Source organism: Pelagimonas sp. KU-00592-HH (assembly GCF_040369695.1).
Classification (GTDB): Bacteria; Pseudomonadota; Alphaproteobacteria; order Rhodobacterales; family Rhodobacteraceae; genus Shimia.
On the sequence record NZ_BAABWM010000004.1, the window covers coordinates 351,347 to 370,071 of the forward strand.

Consider the following 18,725-nt stretch of genomic DNA (forward strand, 5'->3'; position numbering starts at 1 on the left):
CTGCCCCCAAGGTTGCCCTTGCCTGGCAAGGCCACCCTTTCCCCCGGGGTATTTCGTCCAAGAAGAAGGACCGGGTGAGTGACGGCTGAATTGAAAGCGCGACTTGTGAGCGAGGCGCAGGCGATCGGGTTTGACCTGTGTCGCATCTGCCGGCCGGACGCGGTTGGGCATGTGCCTGCGGGACTGGCGGGATTCCTTGCGCAAGACTATCACGGGCAGATGGGGTGGCTTGCCGAGCGGACCCACTGGCGCGGCAATCCGGCGGCGCTCTGGCCTGAAGCGCGGTCGATCATCATGTTGGGGGAAAGCTATACTTCCAATCATGATCCGACCCATGTGCACGGGTTAAAGGACCGCGGCGCGATCTCGGTCTATGCGCAGAACAAGGATTACCACGACACGGTCAAGAAGCGGCTGAAGCGGCTGGCGCGCTGGCTGATCGCCGAGACGGGTGACGCGACGCAGGTGAAGGTTTTCGTGGATACCGCACCGGTGCCGGAGAAACCGCTGGGGCAGGCGGCGGGTCTCGGGTGGCAGGGCAAGCATACCAATCTTGTAAGCCGGGACCTTGGGTCCTGGTTCTTTATCGGGTCGGTCTTCACGACGGTGGAATTAGAGACTGATCCAGCGGAAATCGATCACTGTGGGTCGTGCCGCTCCTGTCTGGATGCTTGCCCGACCGAGGCGTTTCCGGCACCGGGCAAGATCGATGCGCGTCGGTGCATTTCCTATCTGACGATCGAGCATCACGGCCCTGTTGATCCCGAGTTGCGGCCGAAGCTCGGGAACCGGATTTACGGGTGTGATGACTGTCTTGCGGCCTGCCCCTGGAACAAGTTCGCGATTGAGGCGCGCGAGGTGAAGTACCATGCCCGCGATGATCTGGTTGCGCCCCCATTGGCCGAACTGGCCGCGCTTGACGATGCGGCCTTCCGTGCCAAGTTTTCCGGGTCACCGATCAAGCGGATCGGCCGGAACCGTTTTGTGCGCAACGTTCTATATGCCATTGGCAACAGCGGTGACCGCGGATTTCTGGCGCAGGTGCAGGGCCTGAAAGGTGATCCGGACGAGACCGTTGCCGAGGCCGCGGCATGGGCAGAAGAACGTCTTGCGGGGGTCGCAAACAGGCAGGCATGAGGCCGCCCCCCGTGGCATCGGGAGGGGGCGAACAGGAAGGAAACAGGCGATGGCATTGTCTTTGGGCGTCGATACCGGCGGGACCTACACAGATGCGGTTTTAATCCGAGACGAGCGCGAAGTGATTGCCTCGGCGAAATCCCTGACCACGCGCCACGATCTTGCCGAGGGGATTGGCAAGGCGGTTGAAGCCGTATTGGCGCAGGCCGAGGTGGACCCGGGCGAGATTGTTCTGGCCTCGCTGTCGACAACGCTTGCGACCAACGCCTTGGTCGAAGGACAGGGCGGGCGGGTTGCGCTGATCCTGATCGGTTTCAAGGAAGACGACCTGGCCAAACATGGGCTGTTGGATGCGCTTGCCGGTGATCCGGCGATTGTTTTGGCGGGCGGGCACAATCATGCGGGTGACCAGAAAACGCCTATGGACGAAGAGACGTTGCGCCAGTGGCTTGAAGCGCATGGGCGCGAGGTTTCCGGCTATGCGGTGGCCGCGCAATTTGCCACGCGCAACCCGGCGCATGAGCAGCGCGCGATGGAAATGGTGCAGCAGATCGCGGAGCGCCCTGTCAGTTGTTCTCATCACCTGTCATCGAAACTGAACGGTCCCAAGCGGGCGATGACGGCGGTTTTGAATGCGCGGTTGATCGGGATGATTGATCGCCTGATTTCCCGTGCCGAGGCCCGGCTGGGCGAGTTGGGTGTGACTGCGCCGCTTATGGTGGTGCGGGGTGACGGGGCCCTGATCTCGGCAGGGTTTGCGCGGGAGCGGCCGATCGAAACGATCCTGAGCGGCCCGGCGGCGTCGATCGTCGGGGCGCGCTGGATGACGGGGGCGCAGGATGCGCTTGTGTCGGACATTGGCGGGACGACGACAGACGTTGCCGTGCTGCGGGATGGCCGGCCAGCGATTGATCCGGACGGCGCGCGGGTTGGCCCCTATCGTACGATGGTTGAGGCCGTGGCGATGCGCACCACGGGTCTTGGGGGTGATAGCGAGGTGCATTTCATCAGCGAGGGCCTCAAGGGTGGTGTGACGCTTGGGCCGCGCCGCGTGTTGCCGGTTTCCCTCGTGGCGATGGACGCGCCGGAGGTTGTTCACAAGGCGCTGGATCAGCAAATGCGCAGCGCGACGCCGGGGGAATATGATGCGCGGTTCGTGCGCGCGGTTCCCGGGCTTCGGGCTGACGGGCTCGCGCCTCGCGAGGCGACGTTGCTGGAGCGGATTGGTGACGAGGTACATCCCCTTGGTGATGTGCTGCGCACCCGGATGGAGATCAAGGCGCTGCGACGGTTGGTTGAGCGTGGTCTTGTTCAGGTGGCAGGGGTGACGCCCTCGGACGCGAGCCACGTTCTTGGCAATGTGGACGCATGGGACAGGGAGGCGGCCGAAAAGGCGTTGTCGTTGTTCGGACGTCGCCGTACCGGCAGCGGCAACATGCTGGCGCCTGATCCGAAAGACATGGCGCGGATCATCGTGGACCAGCTGACCGAACAAACGGTTTTGGCCTTGTTAGAGACTGCTTTTGCAGAAGAAGAAGCCGATTTCGGATTGCCGCCCGAACAGTTGGCGCGACATGTCCTGATGCAGCGCGGTCTCGACGGGCATCGTGGTCTGGTGCGTCTTGATGCGGGTTTGAACCAGCCGGTTATCGGACTTGGGGCCTCTGCGCCCAGCTATTATCCGGCGGTCGGAAAGAGGCTTGGGTGCCAGATGGAACTGCCCACCCATGCCGGCGTTGCAAACGCCGTGGGTGCGGTTGTCGGGCGCGTCACCATCCGTCGGAGTGGCGAGGTTTCGGCGCCTGCCGAAGGGCGATTCCGGGTGCATCTGGAAGATGGACCAAAGGACTTTGCCGAAGCGGAAGAGGCGCTGAGCCTGCTTGAAACACACCTGTCCGCACTGGCCCAGAAGGAAGCGGTGCAAGCGGGAGCCGAGGGAATTCGGGTGACGGTTTTACGGGATCTGAAGACCGCAGAGGCCGAAGGGCGTGAAGTGTTCATCGAGGGCACGATCACCGTTGAGGCATCGGGGCGCCCAAGGATTGCGGCCGAGTAACAGGGGGTCTCGTGGTCTTGGAATTGCCACGAGACGGCCCGCCTGATTGCACAGTCCTGCGCGATGATTGGTTCCGAGCAATTGCGCGCGCAGGATTTTCATGCCTCCCAAGAACCTTATCATCAACGGCACTTTTGACGGTGGCAGCACTGGCTGGTCGGGAAATGATCTCGAGACTAGCTATCGCGAGTCTGCCTATCTTGGAAACGGGTCTTCGAACCGCGTTGCCGAGATGGACGGGCGCTCTGGCCAGACCACCGTCATGGAGCAGACCTTTACGGTTGACTATGCCACGACAACGACGCTGACGCTTGATGTCGCGTTGCGGAACGCGTCCCTTGGGCAAGCAGGTTCCGAGGGGTTTACCGTTGAGATCCTTGACGACACGGGTGCCGTGATCGCCTCGACCACCATTTTGCCCACTGCCAACAGCTTTACCGGCTACCAACTGCCCGTCACCTTCCCGGCGGCGGGGGACTATACCCTGCGCATGACCGAGCTGGGGCCGGACAACAGCCTTGGGGCAATCGTCGACAATATTGAACTGATGGTTTGTTTTGCCGGGGATACCGGGATCGAAACCGACATGGGGACACGTCGGGCGCGTGATATCCGGATTGGGGATCTGGTGAAGACGCCGGATGGCCTGAAACCTGTGCGATGGATTGGGCGGCGCGAGGTGACAGAGGCGCAGATGGCGGCGGAACCGCGCTATCGCCCCGTTCTGATCCGCGCCGGGGCGCTGGGCCAAGGGCTACCGTTGCGCGACCTGCGGGTGTCGCGCCAGCATCGGATGCTGGTCTCTACGCCGATTGCCCGCCGCATGTTTGGACAAGCCGAAGTTCTGGTGCCTGCCATCTGCCTTGTGGGGATGCCCGGGATTGCCCTGGATGAAGAGGCCCTTGAGGTGGACTATGTGCATCTGCTGTTTGACGGGCATGAAATCGTTTTTGCCGAAGGCGCTCCGAGTGAGAGTCTTTATACGGGGGCGCAGGCTTGGGGTGCCCTTTCTGAAGCGGCTCGTGAGGAAATCACGTTGATCTTCCCCGAGCTGGCCGCGGGCAAGCCGCGAGTACCTGCTGCGCCCATTCCGACGCGCAAGGCGCAACGTCAGCTGGTGCGCCGGATGCGCAAGAACGGCCACCTGCCTCTCATGATCAGTGCTGGTCGCTAGACCACCTCGCCCTTGTCCAGAGACTTGAAGAAACGTGCGGCGTCATCGCGGATGGCCTGTCGCTTGTCTTCGCTCATGCGCGTGAGGGTTCGGTATGGCATCGCGAGGCGCGGGTTGCCTGACAGGCGCTCTGCGTTGCGATCAAGGAAATCCCAATAGAGATAGTTGAAGGGACAGGCCGAAGGGCCGTTCTTGCGCGTCGGGCTATAGCGGCAGGTTGTGCAATAGTTTGACATGCGGTTGATGTATGCGCCGCTGGCAGCATAGGGCTTGGACGCCAGCAGGCCGCCATCGGCAAACAGAACCATGCCGGACACGTTGGGCAATTCCACCCATTCGAAGGCATCGGCATAGACGATGAGGTACCATTCATTGACCTCTTTTGGGGAGAGGCCGGCAAGCAGGGCAAAGTTGCCAAGAACCATGAGCCGTTGAATATGGTGGGCGTAGGCCCACTTCCAGGTTTGGTCGATGCTCTGCCGCATACAGTTCATCTGCGTTGGCTTTCCCCAGTACATCGCTGGCAATGGGCGCTGGGCATTCAGGGCATTTTCGGACGCGTAGCCGGGCATCCGGAGCCAGTAAAGTCCACGCACATATTCCCGCCATCCGAGGATCTGACGGATGAACCCTTCGACGGCGTTCAAGGGCGCGGTGCCGCGATGGTAGGCCGCCTCGGCAGCACGGATGCACTCCATCGGCACCAGAAGGCCGCAGTTCAGGTAAAAACTCAGGTGGCTATGAAACATCCATGGCTCGTCCTGAACCATCGCGTCCTGATAGGTGCCGAACAGGGACAGGCGGGTCGTGATGAAATGGTCAAGAACGGCCAAAGCATCTGTGCGGGTTACGGCAAAGTGGAACGGATGCAGGTCGCCGAAGTGTTCGGGAAAGTGATCTTCGACGAGGGCTAAAACCTCTTGCGTGATCCTGTCGGGGGACGCCTGGAAGGGAGGCGGAACATCAAGACCGTCTGAAGGAGGGCGGCGATTCTCGGCGTCATAGTTCCACTTTCCGCCAACAGGCGACCCATCTGACATCAGGACGTCATAGGCACGCCGCATCTCGCGGTAGAAGTATTCCATTCGAAACTGTTTGCGGCCCTTGGCCCAGTTTTGAAAGGTCGCGTGGTCGCACAGAAAGCGGGAATCGGGGAGAATGTCGACAGGGCATTCAAGCCTGTCGGACCACTGTTTGATTTCTTCTAGAAGCCTGAATTCCGCTGGTTCAGTGACTGATACGGAGGCGAAGTCGTGAATGGATTGTGCGGTTTCAAGGGCTTTGAAAAGATCGGGAACCGTTTGCGTGCCATCATAGGCAAAATAGAGAACCTTCCAGCCAGCTTCGCGGAGTTCTTCGGCAAAGTGGCGCATCGCAGAGAAGATCAGTGCGATCTTCTTCTTGTGGTGGCGCACATAGGTGGCTTCGGAATGAACCTCTGCCATCAGAACGATATCCGTTGATGGATCGCCGTGTTCAAGAATGGGGAGGGTGTGGGTAAGCTGATCGCCCAGAATGAGGCGCAGAGTTTGATAGGCCATGCCCGGATTACGGCCGGGCATGGCCTTTGGATCAGTTACGCGGTTTCCCGCTTCGGCAGCACCCAGTCAGGGCGTGCGAAGTGGCAGGTATAGCCGTTGGGGTTCTTCTCGAGATAATCCTGATGGTAGTCTTCGGCCTCCCAGAAATCGCCTACCGGTTCGACCTCGGTCACCACCTTGCCGGGCCAGAGACCCGAGGCATCGACGTCGGCAATGGTATCCAGAGCGATGGCCTTCTGGTCTTCGCTGGTGAAGTAGATGGCTGATCGGTAGGACATCCCAAGGTCATTACCCTGACGGTTCGGGGTGGTCGGATCGTGAATCTGGAAGAAAAACTCCAGCAGCTTGCGATAGCTGATCCGCGCGGGATCGAAGTTGATCTCGATCCCTTCGGCGTGGGTGCCGTGGTCGCGGTAGGTGGCATTCGCCACGTCGCCGCCGGTATAGCCCACGCGGGTCGAGATAACGCCATCCATCTTGCGGATCAGATCCTGCATGCCCCAGAAGCATCCGCCGGCCAAAACTGCACGTTCCGTCATTCTAGATCTCCTCAACCTGGTCCAGATAAGCCCCATATCCTTCGGCCTCCATGTCATCGCGGTGCACGAACCGCAAGCTTGCCGAATTGATGCAATAGCGCAGGCCGCCTCGATCCATCGGACCGTCCGGAAAGACATGGCCTAGGTGGCTGTCACCGTGTTTGCTGCGCACCTCGGTCCGCACCATTCCGTGCGTGGTGTCGTGATGTTCGGTCACATGCGCCGTCTCGATCGGTTTGGTGAAGCTGGGCCAGCCGCAGCCGGATTCGTACTTGTCGGACGAGGCAAACAGAGGCTCGCCAGAGACGACATCGACATAGATGCCCGGGTCCTTGTTGTAGAGCAGCTTGCCCGAGCCGGGCCGCTCGGTGCCGTTTTCCTGCGTGACCCAGAACTGTTCGTCCGTAAGCGCCGCGATGGCGTCAGGATTGCGATGGTAGGTGGTCATGCGCGTCTCCCCCTTTTTGTTTCCGCTGGGCATTAGATGGCGTTCGCTTGGGGAAGTCCAAGAAATATTTCAATGGTTTCAAAGCATGTTGATCCAAAGACCCGTTTTGAACGTAGAGTTTTCAACAGGAGAAAAAGACATGTCCCGTTTTACAGCCGCCGTTTTCGCGATCCTCCTTTCGGCCATGCCTGCATGGTCCCTTGAGCTGGATGCGCCGTTTGACAACATAGATGGCGGTGAACTGACCTTGTCACAGTGGTCAGGTCAGCCGGTTCTGGTTGTGAATACCGCGTCACGCTGTGGCTATACCAAGCAATATAGCCAGCTTCAGGATCTGTACGATCGTTATCGCGACGAGGGGCTTGTGGTGCTGGCGGTGCCGTCAAACGACTTCAAGCAGGAACTGGCGGACGAAGGTAAGGTCAAGGAATTCTGCGAGACGCAGTTCGGCCTTGATTTGCCGATGACCGGGATCACCCATGTCAAAGGCAAGGCTGCGCATCCGTTTTTCCGGTCTCTCAAGACCGAGGTCGGCTTCGTACCCCGCTGGAATTTCAACAAGGTTCTGATTGGCCCCGACGGGACCGTGGTGAAAACCTATGGGTCGAGAACCAAGCCTCTCTCTGGTGCGATCACCCGCGAAGTGGAAGCGCTTCTGAACTAGAGGCGCCCGTTGTCGCGGCTGGGAGAGACGCCAAACTTGGCGCGATAGCTCTTGGAAAAATGCGTCTGCGAGTTGAAGCCACAGGCAAAGCAGATCTCAGCGAGGCTCATGTTGGTGTGGAACAAGAGTTCCCGCGCCTTCTGGAGACGCAGACCGGTGTAGTAGGTCTTGGGAGTGGTGTTCAGATGTTTCTTGAACAGACGTTCAAGCTGACGGCCTGATAGTCCTACACGATCAGCCACTTCGACTGGCGAAAGCGGCTCTTCGATGTTTTGTGCCATGATCTCGATCGCGTCCGCGAACTTGGTGTGACGCGCGCCTGCACGGATTTGCAACGACAGGCGTTGGGTGTGAAAATGGCTACGGGGGTTGGTGTAGACCATCTTTTCGGAGACGACGTTTGCCAGTTCACGATCGAAATCACGTTCGATCAGGGCGAGCATGAAATCCATCGACGAAGCACCGCCAGCGCATGTCATGCGGTCGGTATCGATCGAATAGAGGGTTTCCTGAAGGTTCACGGCCGGGAAAACCTCGGTGAAGGTCTTGTGGTATTCCCAGTGCGTCGTGACAGGGCGGTCAATGAGCAATCCTGCGCGGGCCATGGTATAGGCCCCGCTGCCGATACCACCGACGGTAACGCCGCGACGGGCTTCGCGGCGTAGCCAGTTCAGGATGCGGGTTGTGCTGTGAATCTCGACGTTGTCACCACCGACGACCAACAGGTTCTCACGTCGATCCAACTCTCGCAGGTCGCCGTCCACGCTGACCGCAATGCCGTTGGATGCGCGGACCGGTTCGCCGGATTCGCTGACGATGTGCCAGTCATAGTAGTGCTTGCCGCGATAGCCGTTGGCCATGCGAAGGGCTTCGACGGCACAGGTAAAGGAGAGATGCGAAAACTCTTCCTGGATCAGGAACACGTATTTCTTGGGCGCAACCTTATGGACCGGTTGCGCCGCCGCAGTGGACAGGTTCATGGGTTTGGTCATGTCACTATCCTCCGCACTGGACTCAGGCGCGCATGTTTGCGCCGTTGGCGTCGTAGATGGGTGCGCCCAGGACTTCCGCGTCGTAGAATTCACCCAGGATCTCCACCTGTAGTTTGGTGCCTGCCGCAGCGTGTTCTGCCGTGACATAGCCCATTGCCATCGACTTCTTCGCGTGGTGGGCATATCCGCCCGACGAGATGTAGCCTACGGCTTCGCCATCCTTGAGGATCGCCTCGTCGTTCGACACGTCAATGCCGTCCACGTCGATGGTCATTGTCACGAGTTTGCGCTTGGCGCCTGCCTCTTTCGCGGCCAGAGTCGCTTCTTTTCCGACAAAATCCTTCTTCCAGTTGATGAAAACGTCCATTCCGGATTCGACGGCGTCAAAGTCGGGACGGAAGTCGAGGGTCCAGACACCCCAGCCCTTTTCAAGGCGCATCGACATCAGCGCACGGGCGCCATACCAGCGATAGCCAAGATCGCTGCCCGCCTCTTCAATGGCTTCGGCAAGGCGCAGAAGGTACTGCGGTTTACAGTAGATTTCGTAGCCGAGTTCACCGGAAAAGCTGATCCGGTTGAGGATGACCGGCACGCCGCCGACAAAGGTCTGGCGAAGGTCGCGGAACTTGAAGGCCTCGCCCGAGACGTCTTCACGGGTGATGCGTTGCAAAAGGTCGCGCGACTTGGGGCCGGACAGGGCAATACCATGCCAGTCGTCAGAGACGTTGGCATAGGTCACATCGTCGGGCAGGTCTTTTTCGAACCAGCGGCGATGTGCCTCCTGCATTGCGCCGGACCCGAAGAGCATGAAGTGATCCTCGGCAAGGCAAGCCACGGTGAGATCGCCATAGAGTTTGCCCTTGGGGGTCAGCATCGGAGTCAGCGTCAGGCGGCCGGGTTTCGGAACATAGCCAGCCAGCACACGGTCGAGGTAGGCACGCGCACCGGCGCCCTTGAACTCGTGCTTGGCAAAGTTGGCGATCTCGATACCACCAACGGCTTCGCGCACCGCTTTGACTTCGCGCGCGACATAGTCGTGAGAGCGGTTGCGCTCGAAGGTCGGCTCTTCATGGGCGTCTTCGGGGCTGTCAGCGAACCACAGGGCGTTTTCAAGGCCAAAGCCCTGGCCCATGCGGGCCCCCTTGGAAACCAGCCGGTCATAGAGAGCGGTGGTTTTCTGCATACGGCCCTTGGGCAGGGTCTCATTGGGGAAGGTCATCACGAAGCGGCGTTCGTAGTTTTCCGTTGATTTGATGGTGCCCCAGTCGGGTGTCGCGAACTCGCCAAAGCGGGCCACATCCATTGCCCAGACGTCGATGGAGGGTTCGCCGTCGATCATCCATTCCGCCATGGTCAGGCCGACGCCGCCACCCTGGCAGAAGCCTGCCATGACACCCACGGCGACCCAGTAGTTCTTCATGCCCGGAACCGGACCGATCATCGGGTTGCCGTCGGGGCCAAAGGTGAAGGGGCCATTGATCATGTCCTTGATCCCGGCCTCGCCAATCGCCGGGATGCGTTCAAAGGACATTTCCAGACGGTCGGCAATGCGGTCGAGATCAGGTTGCAGGAGTTCGTGGCCGAAGTCCCAAGGTGTGCCGTCTACTTTCCATGGCGTGCCCTTGGGCTCGTAGGTGCCCAGCAGCATCCCCTGACGTTCCTGGCGGAAGTAGATGTTGGCCTCGTAGTCGATACCGGCCGGAAGGCGCGAGCCGTGGTTTACGACGGCGTCGATCTTGTCGGTGATCAGGTAGTGGTGTTCCATCGGCTGCACCGGCAGGTTGATGCCCGACATATGGCCCACTTCACGTGCCCACAGGCCACCGCAGTTCACCACGTGCTCGGCGTTGATCACACCCTTGGGCGTGGTCAGGTCCCAGCTGCCGTCAGGGCGCTGGCTCATCGCGGTGACGCCGCAATGGGTGAAATACTGTGCGCCATGCACCTTGGCCGACTTGGCAAAGGCATAGGTTGCGCCCGACGGATCGAGATCGCCGTCCTGATCGTCCCACAGCGCGGCATAGTAGTGTTTGGGGTCGATCAGCGGGTGACGTTCCGCGACTTCCTCGGGGCTGATGAATTCCTGATTGAGACCCATATAGCGCGCCTTGGACCGTTCGCGCTTGAGGTAGTCGTACCATGTCTTGTTTGACGCGAGGTAGAAACCGCCGGTGATATGCAGGCCAACGCTGTGGCCCGAAGTTTCTTCGATCTCCTTGTAGAGGTCGATGGTGTAGGATTGCAGGCGCGAGATATTGGGGTCGGACGAGATCGTGTGAATCTGGCCCGCCGCGTGCCACGAGGACCCTGAGGTCAGCTCGTCACGTTCAAGCAGCACGGCATCTTTCCAGCCGAACTTGGCAAGGTGGAACAGGATCGAACAGCCCACGACACCGCCGCCGATCACCACGACCTTGGCGTGGGAGGGGAGTTTCTTGTCGGTGCTGCCTTCCTCTTTGTGAATGTTCAGCGTGGATTGCGCAAAGGTGTCTGACATGTGTGCGTCCTCAGTTCAGGGGCAAGCGGCGGAAACGGCCGGGCATTGCGGGGTCATGGAAGTGATCGAGAGGTCCGTTCTCGACGAGATGGGTATGCCAATGGGCAAGGGCATCGCGATCCAGCGTGACACCAAGGCCGGGGCCTTCCGGTACGCGGATCGTGTTGTTGGTCTGGCGGAAGGGTCCGCCTTCGATCACGTCGCCAATCTGCCAGCGGAACAGCGATTGGCTGGGTTCGGTGATCCACGGCATGGCGGCTTTCATGTGTAGGTAGCCCGCCGTCGCGATACCGGCATCACCCGAGTAGCACCAAAAGCCAACGCCCATGGCCTCGCAGGCCCCAATAAAGCGCACGGCGCGGGCGATGCCGCCGAGAACCGCGAAGTTGGTGACGATATAGTCAGGCGCACCAAGCGCAACGGCGCGGCGAATATCGGGCACGTGGGTCGAGATCTGGATCGACGAATGTTTGCGCAGTTCGGCCATCTCTTCGAAGGTGGCCACCGGGTCTTCGTAGTTGCGAATGTCGTAGGGTTCGATTTCGCGGAAGACGCGGATTGCGGTCGGCAAGGACCATTGCATGTTGCTGTCTAGGCGGATCATCGCCTTGCGCCCGAGCGTTTCCCGGATGGCCTTGACCGTGTCGATCTCAAGCTCCGGGTCGCCGAGGATCAGCTTGCCTTCGAACATGGTCGAGCCGTGTTCTTCGTGCATGCGCAGGCAGTAATCGGCAATGGCCTGCGGGTCCATCTCGCCGCCTTCGCGAAAGCCGAAATACTCGGTAAAGGGAATGTCCTTGCGCACCGCGCCGCCCAGCAGGCGATAGAGCGGCTCGTTCGAGACCTTGCCGCGCAAATCCCACAGGGCGATCTCAATGGCCCCAAAGGCTTTTACAACGCTGGAATCATCCGTGTTCTGAACGATCTGCCAGGGCGGGACACACAGGGATTCACATCCTGCAATGTCGAGGGGATCGGCCCCGATCAGACGTTCGCCCATGGCGCGGATGGTTTCGACCACATCTACCGATGGGGCCTCGCCCAGTCCGACGAGACCCTGATCGGTTTCCACCTCGATGATGGTTTTCGAGGTGCCGGGATAGTGCCCGCCGGTCCACCACATGGGTTTTTCCAGCGGGATATTGATCGGCGTGGCGCGTAGGCCGGTGATCTTAATACCAGGCATCCGGAATCTCCTCCTTGCGCTTGGCGACATAGGCGGCGAGCTCTTCTTTCTTGGCCTCGTCCATGGCCGGTGCTTCGTAGTGGTTGAGCATTTCGTTCCAGCGCTCGTAGGCGCGGCGGCGCATGTCCTTGGAGCCACCCTCTTCCCAGCTTTCCACGTTTTCGGAATCGCTGAGTTTCGGTTCATAGAAGGCGGTCTGGTAGTTGCGCATGGTGTGTGCCGAGCCAAGGAAGTGACCGCCGGGGTCGACTTCACCATAGGCATCGCGAGCAAGGGCTTCGTCGCTGACATCCAGCCCCTGATCGAGCACCTTCTGGTAGCCGCCTAGGCGATCGGCATCCATGATCAGCTTTTCAAACCCGGTGCACAGGCCGCCCTCAAGCCATCCGGCGGAATGCAGCACATAGTTTGCGCCCGCCAGCATGGTCGAGTGCATCGAGTCGGCGCTTTCGTAGGCGGCCTGGGCATCTTCGATCTTCGAGGCGGTCAGCGATCCGCCACACCGCAAGGGAAGGCCGGCGCGGCGGGCCAATTGGCCAATGGCATAGTTCGACATCACCGGTTCGGGCATCCCGAAGGTGGGGGCACCGGATTTCAGCGACATCGACGACAGGAAGTTGCCAAGAACAAAGGGGGCGCCGGGGCGGACGATTTGGCTAAAGGCACAGACCATCATGGCTTCGGCCATCGCCTGTGCCACCGAAGCGGCCGTTGAGACCGGACCCATCGCGCCGGACAGGATGAAGGGGACAACGATAATGCCCTGCCCACGGGCCGAGTAGACGCGGATTGCCTCGGTCACGACCTTGTCGACCAGCAGGGGCGAGTTGGTGTTGACGTTGCCCATGATGACACAGTTTTCGTCCATCACGTCTTTGCCAAAGATGATCTCGGCCATGTCGACACTGTCCTGGGCGCGGCTCATCTCGGTGATGGCACCAAGGTGCGGTTTGTCCGACAGGGTCATATGCGCATAGAGCATGTCAAAGTGACGCTTGCTCACCGGAACGTCGCAGGGTTCGCAGATCACGAAACCGCCGTGGTGCAGGTTCGGGTGCATGTAGGTCAGCTTGACCAGTTTCTCGAAGCTCTCCATGTCGCCATAGCGGCGGCCACCTTCCAGATCGCGTACGAACGGGGCACCGTAAATCGGGGCGAACACCTGATTCTGGCCGCCAATGGTGACCGATCGCGCGGGATTGCGGGCGAGTTGGGTGAATTCACGAGGTGCCTTTGCACAGAGGTTGCGAATCCAGTCGGATGGCGCGCGGACAATATCGCCATCGACCTTTGCGCCGGCCTCTTTCCAGATGCGCAGGGCTTCGGGATCATCCCGGAAGGCAATGCCGACCTCCTGCATGATCCAGTCGACCTGGCCTTCGAGGCGCGCGAGCTGTTCCTCGTCCAGCGGATCGAAGAACGGCAGGGTGCGCCGGATATGCGGCGATGCCGGAGAGACGCTGGGCGCGGTATCGCGGGAACGGGAAGAACGGGCGCGGCGTGCCATGTGGGTAGATGCTCCTGAAAGGTTGGATTGGAGCAGGGTATGGCGGGGCAGAGCATTTGTGATCCTTGAAAAATCTGATCGAATGGATAAACCACAGTTATGCAAGAGCTATGGAAACTTCTGACATCCCCTCGCCACCTCATCTTTTTCGAGGCGGCCGCGCGGCTTGGTTCATTCACCAGGGCCGCGACCGAGCTGAATGTTCAGCAACCCGCGGTCAGCGCGGCGATCCGCCAGATGGAAGAGAGTCTTGGGGTGAAACTCTTCCTTCGGGCGCATCGTTCGGTCACGCTCACACCGGCGGGAGAGCGTTTGTTTGCTGACGTTTCCGTTGCATTGGAACGTATTCTGGCGTCTGCACGTGCGGTGCATCAGCGGGGGCAGAACGACCACGTGACCATGTCGGCCTCAACCGCGTTTGCCTACTACTGGATGGTGCCGCGTCTCGAGGCCTTCCACGATGCACATCCGGGGATCGACCTGCGCCTTCAGACCAGTGATCGTGATCCGGATCTGGATGCTGAAGACATCAGTCTTGGCATAAGGCGAGGGTATGGAGATTGGGCGGATTGTCATGCCGCCCTGATTGCCCGCGAGGTGATCTATCCGATTGCCAGCCCGCAGGTGATGGCGGCGGCCGTGAACCTCAAGACGGTTCCGAACCTGTTACATGAGCGGTTGATTCACCTGGAAGAACCCGTACGCGAAAGGCCGACCTGGTCGGATTGGTTTGCGCATCACGACCTGTCTGACCGCACCCCCAAGGCGGGTCTAAGGCTGAACGATTATGCCTTGGTCTTGCAGGCAGCCATGGCTGGAGAGGGGTTTGCCTTTGGCTGGCGGCATGTGACCGAACGGTTGATCGATCAGGGCCTTCTTGCCGCGCGCAAGGAATGGGCCTGGGAAACCGGGGCGGGCTTCTATCTGGTCTGGTCAAAGCGAAACCGCCTTATTCCGCAGGCGGAACGGGTCCGGGACTGGCTGATTGCGCAGGCCGAGGCCTAGGTGGGGTCCGGTTTTCGCCGGACCCGAAGTTGTCAGGCGGTCGCGGCTGACAGGGCGGTGTCCATCAGATCCTTGATCTGCGCCTTGGAGGTTCCGGCGACAATGCGCCCCAGTTCCTTGTCGCCCTTCAGGGCCACGAGGGTTGAACGACGCGGGATGTTCAGGCGCGTGCTCAACTCGGCTTTGGCGTATTGATCCCAGTCGACATTCACGAAGACGATGTTCTTTTCGTAGGCGGGATTTTCGCTCTTGAGGGCATTGATCACCCGTTCCTGTGCGGCGCAGGTCGTGCACCAGCTTGTCTTGAAGTCGAGGAAAACGGTGTCACCTGCGTCGAGGTGTTTTTGCACCACGCCGGGCGTGTAATCCATCGCGGCAAAGGCAACGCGGGGCAGGGTGGCGGATGCGGCGGCAATCAGGAGGAAGTCACGACGTTTCATGAAAATGTCCTTTCTGGATCAGAGGGAGACGGAAAGATCGATGAACCAGGCCGGCAGGTTCATCACCAGCCAGGCTTCGAGGATGTGGTGGATTTCGAAGAAGAGCATCGCCCCGACGGCCACAAAGATGACCCCCATGGCAGGGCGGGCCGAAGTTGCGATACGGCGCATGAGGGCCTGTCTGCGCATGAGGGCCGAACGCGCACCGTAGCCAAGGCCGAGGATGATGCTCGAGACGCCCAGGGCAAAGAAGACCATGATGGCGGCGGCCCAGCCGATGCTTTCTCCTTGGCTGGCCAGGGAAATCGCACCGCCGAGGGTCGGGCCGACGCAAGGGCTCCAGACAGCGCCAAGCAACATACCGCCAAGGAACTGACCGCGCGGGGTTGAGCGATCGACCTGATCGAGACCGGCATCCGCAGACGCGGCGACGCCGGCAGTGGCGGTCGAGAAGGCAGCCGAGAACCGGGGCACGAGAAGAATCAGGCCGAAACCCATCATCAGCACGGCCCCGGCCTTGGCGATGTCCTGTTCGTTCAGGCCCACTGCATAACCGAATGTCGTGACACCAAGCCCAAGCGCAACGAAACTGAGGCTCATGCCAGCAGCCAGGACGAGGGGGCCGAGGCGGCTGGCCTGGAGGGCCGTTGCCAGCACGATCGGGAGGACCGGCAGGACGCAGGGGTTGATCAGGGTCAAGAGACCCGCACCATATGCAAACAGGAGTTCCATGGCCCTTTATGTGCCGCACAGCGGCCGACTGTCAGCACAAACCCTGCTGACAGGAGATCACTTGGGCGTGTGGGATTGTTTCGAAAGCTGCACGGCAAGGATGCCGGCCGAGATGATCACAACCCCGATGATGTCCATCAGACCGAGAGCTTCGCCCAAAAGGGCGGCGGCAATCGCGACCCCGAAGAACGGGTTCAGAAAGTGAAAGGTGGCGGCGCGGACCGCTCCGATACGGGCGACAAGGGCAAACCAGATCCAGGTGGCCAGCAGGCCCGGCGCAAAGATCGTGTAGGTAAAGGCCGTCAGCATCCGGGGGTTCCAGTTGAACTCCCAGGTTTCGAAAATCAGCGAGGCGACAAATAGAACCCCCGCGCCGACGAACATCTGCAAACCGACGACCATCATCATGTTGCCCCCAGAAGACGCACCGCGCATGACAAGGGTGGCGATGGTGAGCGCAGCGGCGGCAATTACGCAGAGGATCACGCCGAACATATCGACGCCTGCGCCTATGCGCGTGCCCATGATCAGGATCACACCCCCAAAGCCGAGAACCAGCCCAAAGGTCGCGAGGCGCGAGAGTTTCTCCTTTAGAACCACCCATCCCGCCAGGGCGACCATGAGCGGCATCGAAGAGGCGATGATCGAGGCCAGAGAGGCTTCGACGGTTGTCATGGCGAGGAAATTGAGCCCGAGATAGATCGCGTTCTGACAGAGGCCAAAAACCAGAGTCGCACGCCATTGATCGCGTGTCAGGTGCCAGGATTGACCAAGGGCGCGCGCGATCGCGACACCGATGATGCCTGCGATGGTAAAACGGATGGCAGAAATCGCGAAGGGTGGAGCATCGGCAACGATGATGCGCGCGGACGTAAAAGCAGATGACCAGATCAGGGCAAACAAGAGGCCCATGCCGATTGCGCGAAGATCCATGGCTTTGCCTCACCTGTTAACCATCGCTGCGATGTAAGCTCATTCGCAGTAATGTCGCAATGGCCCGCGTTCAGGTTTCGCGCTCACGATTTCGCAATCCCGGATCTAGTCATCCGCGTGTGCGGCTGACATCTCGCGGAAGCGTTCGAACATCATGATGTATTCGGCAGGAATATCGCGGAACGAAAGAATGCCGCACAACTTTCCGTTGTTCATCACCGGAAGATGACGGAAGGCGTCGCCAAGCTTGGCTGCCAGCGCGTCGGAGATGGCATCGTCGATTTCAACGGTGACGGGGTCGGCTGTCATACATTGCCCAGCAGTGCCCTCATCCGTTCGAAGGCCCTGAGCAACGCCACAGAAAACAATATCGCGCTCGGTCAGGATCCCGACGAGGGTTTGGTCTGTCATCACCGCGACAGCCCCAATGGCGTTGTCGGCCATCAACTTGGACGCGTCCCGAAGGCTTGTTTCGGGAGAGACGGAAAAAACTTGGCGATTTCTAAGAATGGCGCGAATCGTTGTTGTTGTCATGGCGTCCCCATACGTGGCGTTTTCTTATTGTGCTGAGCGCAAAGTAAATATGTGCCAATCCACATGTTTAAGGCGCGTTGTCTGCAAAATGCGTCTATTGGATTTCGTTTCGCACTGAACTTAGGACTATGTGACGGTTTTTTGTGCATTGATCTGCCTCAATTTCCGATAGCGCAAACCTCTCTAATAAGCCTCCACGCGCATTTAGGGGGAAGCATGAAGATTCGCATGGCGGATTTCGGACAGGGGTTACCGTTGCTCGAACAATTGTCCGAGCCAATCCGAACTTGTCTATTGTCGAAAGCGCGGGTGAAAACCTTTTCGCGAGGAAGCACGATCAGCCTTCAGGATGAGCCGGCGGATGCCATCAAGATTGTGCAATCCGGTTGGGTCAAACTGTTTCGAGTTTCCCCAAGTGGGCATGAAGCGATTCTTGCGACCGTCGGGGCGGGCGACAGTTTTGATGAAATCGCAGCGCTGCAACGCGGGCGCAGCCCGGTTTCGGCTGAGGCCGTGACCAACTGCTCGATGTTGCTCATCGACGTAAATTGCACTTGCGGTTGCCCCGGCGCCGAGCGCGAAATCAGCAACGCGGTTCTGTCGGCGGCCTCGGGCCACTTTGATGCTATGATGACCCAGATCGAAAACCTGAAGGTAAAAAGCGGGATCGAGCGACTTTCGGAATTCATCCTTGAGTTGTGTGACAAGGCGGGCGGCGCGACGCGTGTCGAGCTTCCCTATGGCAAGGTTGTTCTGGCGGGCAAACTGGGAATGAAACCCGAGAGCCTATCGCGGGCGTTCGCGCGGCTCAAGCCGGTCGGTGTGCGCAGTGAAGTACGGCATGTCAGCGTTGATGACCTGCGCGTCCTGCGGGCCTTTGTCGAAGACAACGCCGCCTAGGGCGGGTTGCCGAAAAGAAAAAGGGCCGCCCCAGGACGACCCTTTTCCAGATTCGAATATCCGAAGAATTAGCCGTTAACGCTGTCCTTCAGGGCCTTCGCGATGGTCATCTTGACCACTTTGTCGGCTTCTTTCTTGATCTGCTCGCCGGTGGCGGGGTTGCGCACCATGCGCTCGGGGCGCTCACGGCAGTAGATCTTACCAACACCCGGCAGGGTTACCGCGCCGCCACCCGAAACTTCGCGGGTGATCAGGTTGCAAACGGCGTCCAGAGCTGCTGCTGCGGATTTCTTGTCGGTGCCCATATCTTCGGCCAGTGCAGCAACGAGTTGGGTCTTGGTCATCGGTTTTGCCATTTTCAGGTCTCCTTAGTCTGCCCGAACCGGGCCTCGTGTCCGGCATTTAAGGGGAATAGTGTAGGGAACACAACGAAATCTGGG

The 18,725-nt window shown here is 59.9% G+C and carries 18 protein-coding genes; 6 read left to right on the forward strand and 12 right to left on the reverse strand.

The features are described 5' to 3' along the window. The first annotated feature begins 78 nt into the window (after nt 1-78). The 3 genes from queG (at nt 79) to ABWV42_RS16990 (ending at nt 4,367) form a co-directional block, all read left to right on the forward strand. Complete coding sequence (gene queG, locus ABWV42_RS16980) at nt 79-1,137, forward strand: tRNA epoxyqueuosine(34) reductase QueG (RefSeq protein ID WP_353341213.1); 1,059 nt, start codon at nt 79-81, stop codon at nt 1,135-1,137. A 49-nt stretch (nt 1,138-1,186) separates the two neighbouring features. Continuing rightward, nucleotides 1,187-3,193: a hydantoinase/oxoprolinase N-terminal domain-containing protein gene (locus tag ABWV42_RS16985; protein ID WP_353341214.1), complete on the forward strand. Its 2,007-nt coding sequence runs from the start codon at nt 1,187-1,189 to the stop codon at nt 3,191-3,193. A gap of 100 nt (nt 3,194-3,293) precedes the next feature. Then, nucleotides 3,294-4,367 carry a Hint domain-containing protein gene (locus tag ABWV42_RS16990; RefSeq protein WP_353341215.1) on the forward strand — a complete coding sequence of 358 codons (1,074 nt, stop codon included), beginning with the start codon at nt 3,294-3,296 and terminating at the stop codon, nt 4,365-4,367. Here the strand turns inward: ABWV42_RS16990 and ABWV42_RS16995 are convergent. The 3 genes from ABWV42_RS16995 to msrB are packed head-to-tail and all read right to left on the reverse strand — an operon-like array spanning nt 4,364 to nt 6,895. Continuing rightward, nucleotides 4,364-5,908, reverse strand: a complete 1,545-nt coding sequence (locus tag ABWV42_RS16995; protein ID WP_353341216.1) for a cryptochrome/photolyase family protein — start codon at nt 5,906-5,908, stop codon at nt 4,364-4,366. The genes ABWV42_RS16990 and ABWV42_RS16995 overlap by 4 nt on opposite strands. A 35-nt stretch (nt 5,909-5,943) precedes the next feature. After that, nucleotides 5,944-6,447 (reverse strand): peptide-methionine (S)-S-oxide reductase MsrA, encoded by a 504-nt coding sequence (gene msrA / locus ABWV42_RS17000; protein ID WP_353341217.1) that lies wholly within the window; start codon nt 6,445-6,447, stop codon nt 5,944-5,946. Nucleotide 6,448: 1 nt separating this feature from the next. Next, nucleotides 6,449-6,895 carry a peptide-methionine (R)-S-oxide reductase MsrB gene (msrB, locus tag ABWV42_RS17005; RefSeq protein WP_353341218.1) on the reverse strand — a complete coding sequence of 149 codons (447 nt, stop codon included), beginning with the start codon at nt 6,893-6,895 and terminating at the stop codon, nt 6,449-6,451. 139 nt (nt 6,896-7,034) lie between these two features. On the opposite strand from msrB, the gene ABWV42_RS17010 reads away from it, so the two are divergent. Continuing rightward, a complete protein-coding gene (locus ABWV42_RS17010; protein WP_353341219.1) occupies nt 7,035-7,559 on the forward strand; it encodes a glutathione peroxidase in 525 nt (174 codons plus the stop codon). On the opposite strand, the gene ABWV42_RS17015 is transcribed toward ABWV42_RS17010, so the two are convergent. Genes ABWV42_RS17015 through ABWV42_RS17030 form a run of 4 tightly spaced genes read right to left on the reverse strand, consistent with a single transcriptional unit; the run spans nt 7,556 to nt 13,741 of the window. Next, nucleotides 7,556-8,551: a GlxA family transcriptional regulator gene (locus ABWV42_RS17015; RefSeq protein WP_353341220.1), complete on the reverse strand. Its 996-nt coding sequence runs from the start codon at nt 8,549-8,551 to the stop codon at nt 7,556-7,558. The genes ABWV42_RS17010 and ABWV42_RS17015 overlap by 4 nt on opposite strands. A gap of 22 nt (nt 8,552-8,573) precedes the next feature. Next, the gene (locus ABWV42_RS17020; RefSeq protein ID WP_353341221.1) at nt 8,574-11,048 is read right to left on the reverse strand and encodes a GcvT family protein; all 2,475 of its coding nucleotides are present in this window, start codon (nt 11,046-11,048) and stop codon (nt 8,574-8,576) included. A gap of 10 nt (nt 11,049-11,058) precedes the next feature. Then, complete coding sequence (locus ABWV42_RS17025) at nt 11,059-12,234, reverse strand: mandelate racemase/muconate lactonizing enzyme family protein (RefSeq protein WP_353341222.1); 1,176 nt, start codon at nt 12,232-12,234, stop codon at nt 11,059-11,061. Continuing rightward, nucleotides 12,221-13,741, reverse strand: a complete 1,521-nt coding sequence (locus tag ABWV42_RS17030; RefSeq protein ID WP_353341223.1) for a trimethylamine methyltransferase family protein — start codon at nt 13,739-13,741, stop codon at nt 12,221-12,223. Before ABWV42_RS17030 ends, ABWV42_RS17025 begins: the two co-directional genes overlap by 14 nt. A gap of 99 nt (nt 13,742-13,840) precedes the next feature. On the opposite strand from ABWV42_RS17030, the gene ABWV42_RS17035 reads away from it, so the two are divergent. Further along, nucleotides 13,841-14,746: a LysR substrate-binding domain-containing protein gene (locus tag ABWV42_RS17035; RefSeq protein WP_353341224.1), complete on the forward strand. Its 906-nt coding sequence runs from the start codon at nt 13,841-13,843 to the stop codon at nt 14,744-14,746. A 32-nt stretch (nt 14,747-14,778) separates the two neighbouring features. Here ABWV42_RS17035 and ABWV42_RS17040 read toward each other — a convergent pair whose 3' ends face one another. From ABWV42_RS17040 to ABWV42_RS17055, 4 genes are all read right to left on the reverse strand, one after another. Beyond that, nucleotides 14,779-15,186 carry a thioredoxin family protein gene (locus tag ABWV42_RS17040; protein ID WP_353341225.1) on the reverse strand — a complete coding sequence of 136 codons (408 nt, stop codon included), beginning with the start codon at nt 15,184-15,186 and terminating at the stop codon, nt 14,779-14,781. A gap of 18 nt (nt 15,187-15,204) precedes the next feature. Further along, nucleotides 15,205-15,918 (reverse strand): cytochrome c biogenesis CcdA family protein, encoded by a 714-nt coding sequence (locus ABWV42_RS17045; RefSeq protein ID WP_353341226.1) that lies wholly within the window; start codon nt 15,916-15,918, stop codon nt 15,205-15,207. 57 nt (nt 15,919-15,975) lie between these two features. Beyond that, the gene (locus tag ABWV42_RS17050; protein ID WP_353341227.1) at nt 15,976-16,851 is read right to left on the reverse strand and encodes a DMT family transporter; all 876 of its coding nucleotides are present in this window, start codon (nt 16,849-16,851) and stop codon (nt 15,976-15,978) included. 105 nt (nt 16,852-16,956) lie between these two features. Beyond that, the gene (locus ABWV42_RS17055) at nt 16,957-17,385 is read right to left on the reverse strand and encodes a CBS domain-containing protein (protein ID WP_353341228.1); all 429 of its coding nucleotides are present in this window, start codon (nt 17,383-17,385) and stop codon (nt 16,957-16,959) included. Between the two features lie 216 nt (nt 17,386-17,601). Here ABWV42_RS17055 and ABWV42_RS17060 point away from each other — a divergent pair, with 216 nt between their 5' ends. Then, nucleotides 17,602-18,285 (forward strand): Crp/Fnr family transcriptional regulator, encoded by a 684-nt coding sequence (locus ABWV42_RS17060; protein ID WP_353341229.1) that lies wholly within the window; start codon nt 17,602-17,604, stop codon nt 18,283-18,285. Between the two features lie 68 nt (nt 18,286-18,353). Here the strand turns inward: ABWV42_RS17060 and ABWV42_RS17065 are convergent, their stop codons facing one another. Next, nucleotides 18,354-18,641: an HU family DNA-binding protein gene (locus tag ABWV42_RS17065; protein WP_255107052.1), complete on the reverse strand. Its 288-nt coding sequence runs from the start codon at nt 18,639-18,641 to the stop codon at nt 18,354-18,356. Nucleotides 18,642-18,725 lie beyond the last annotated feature (84 nt).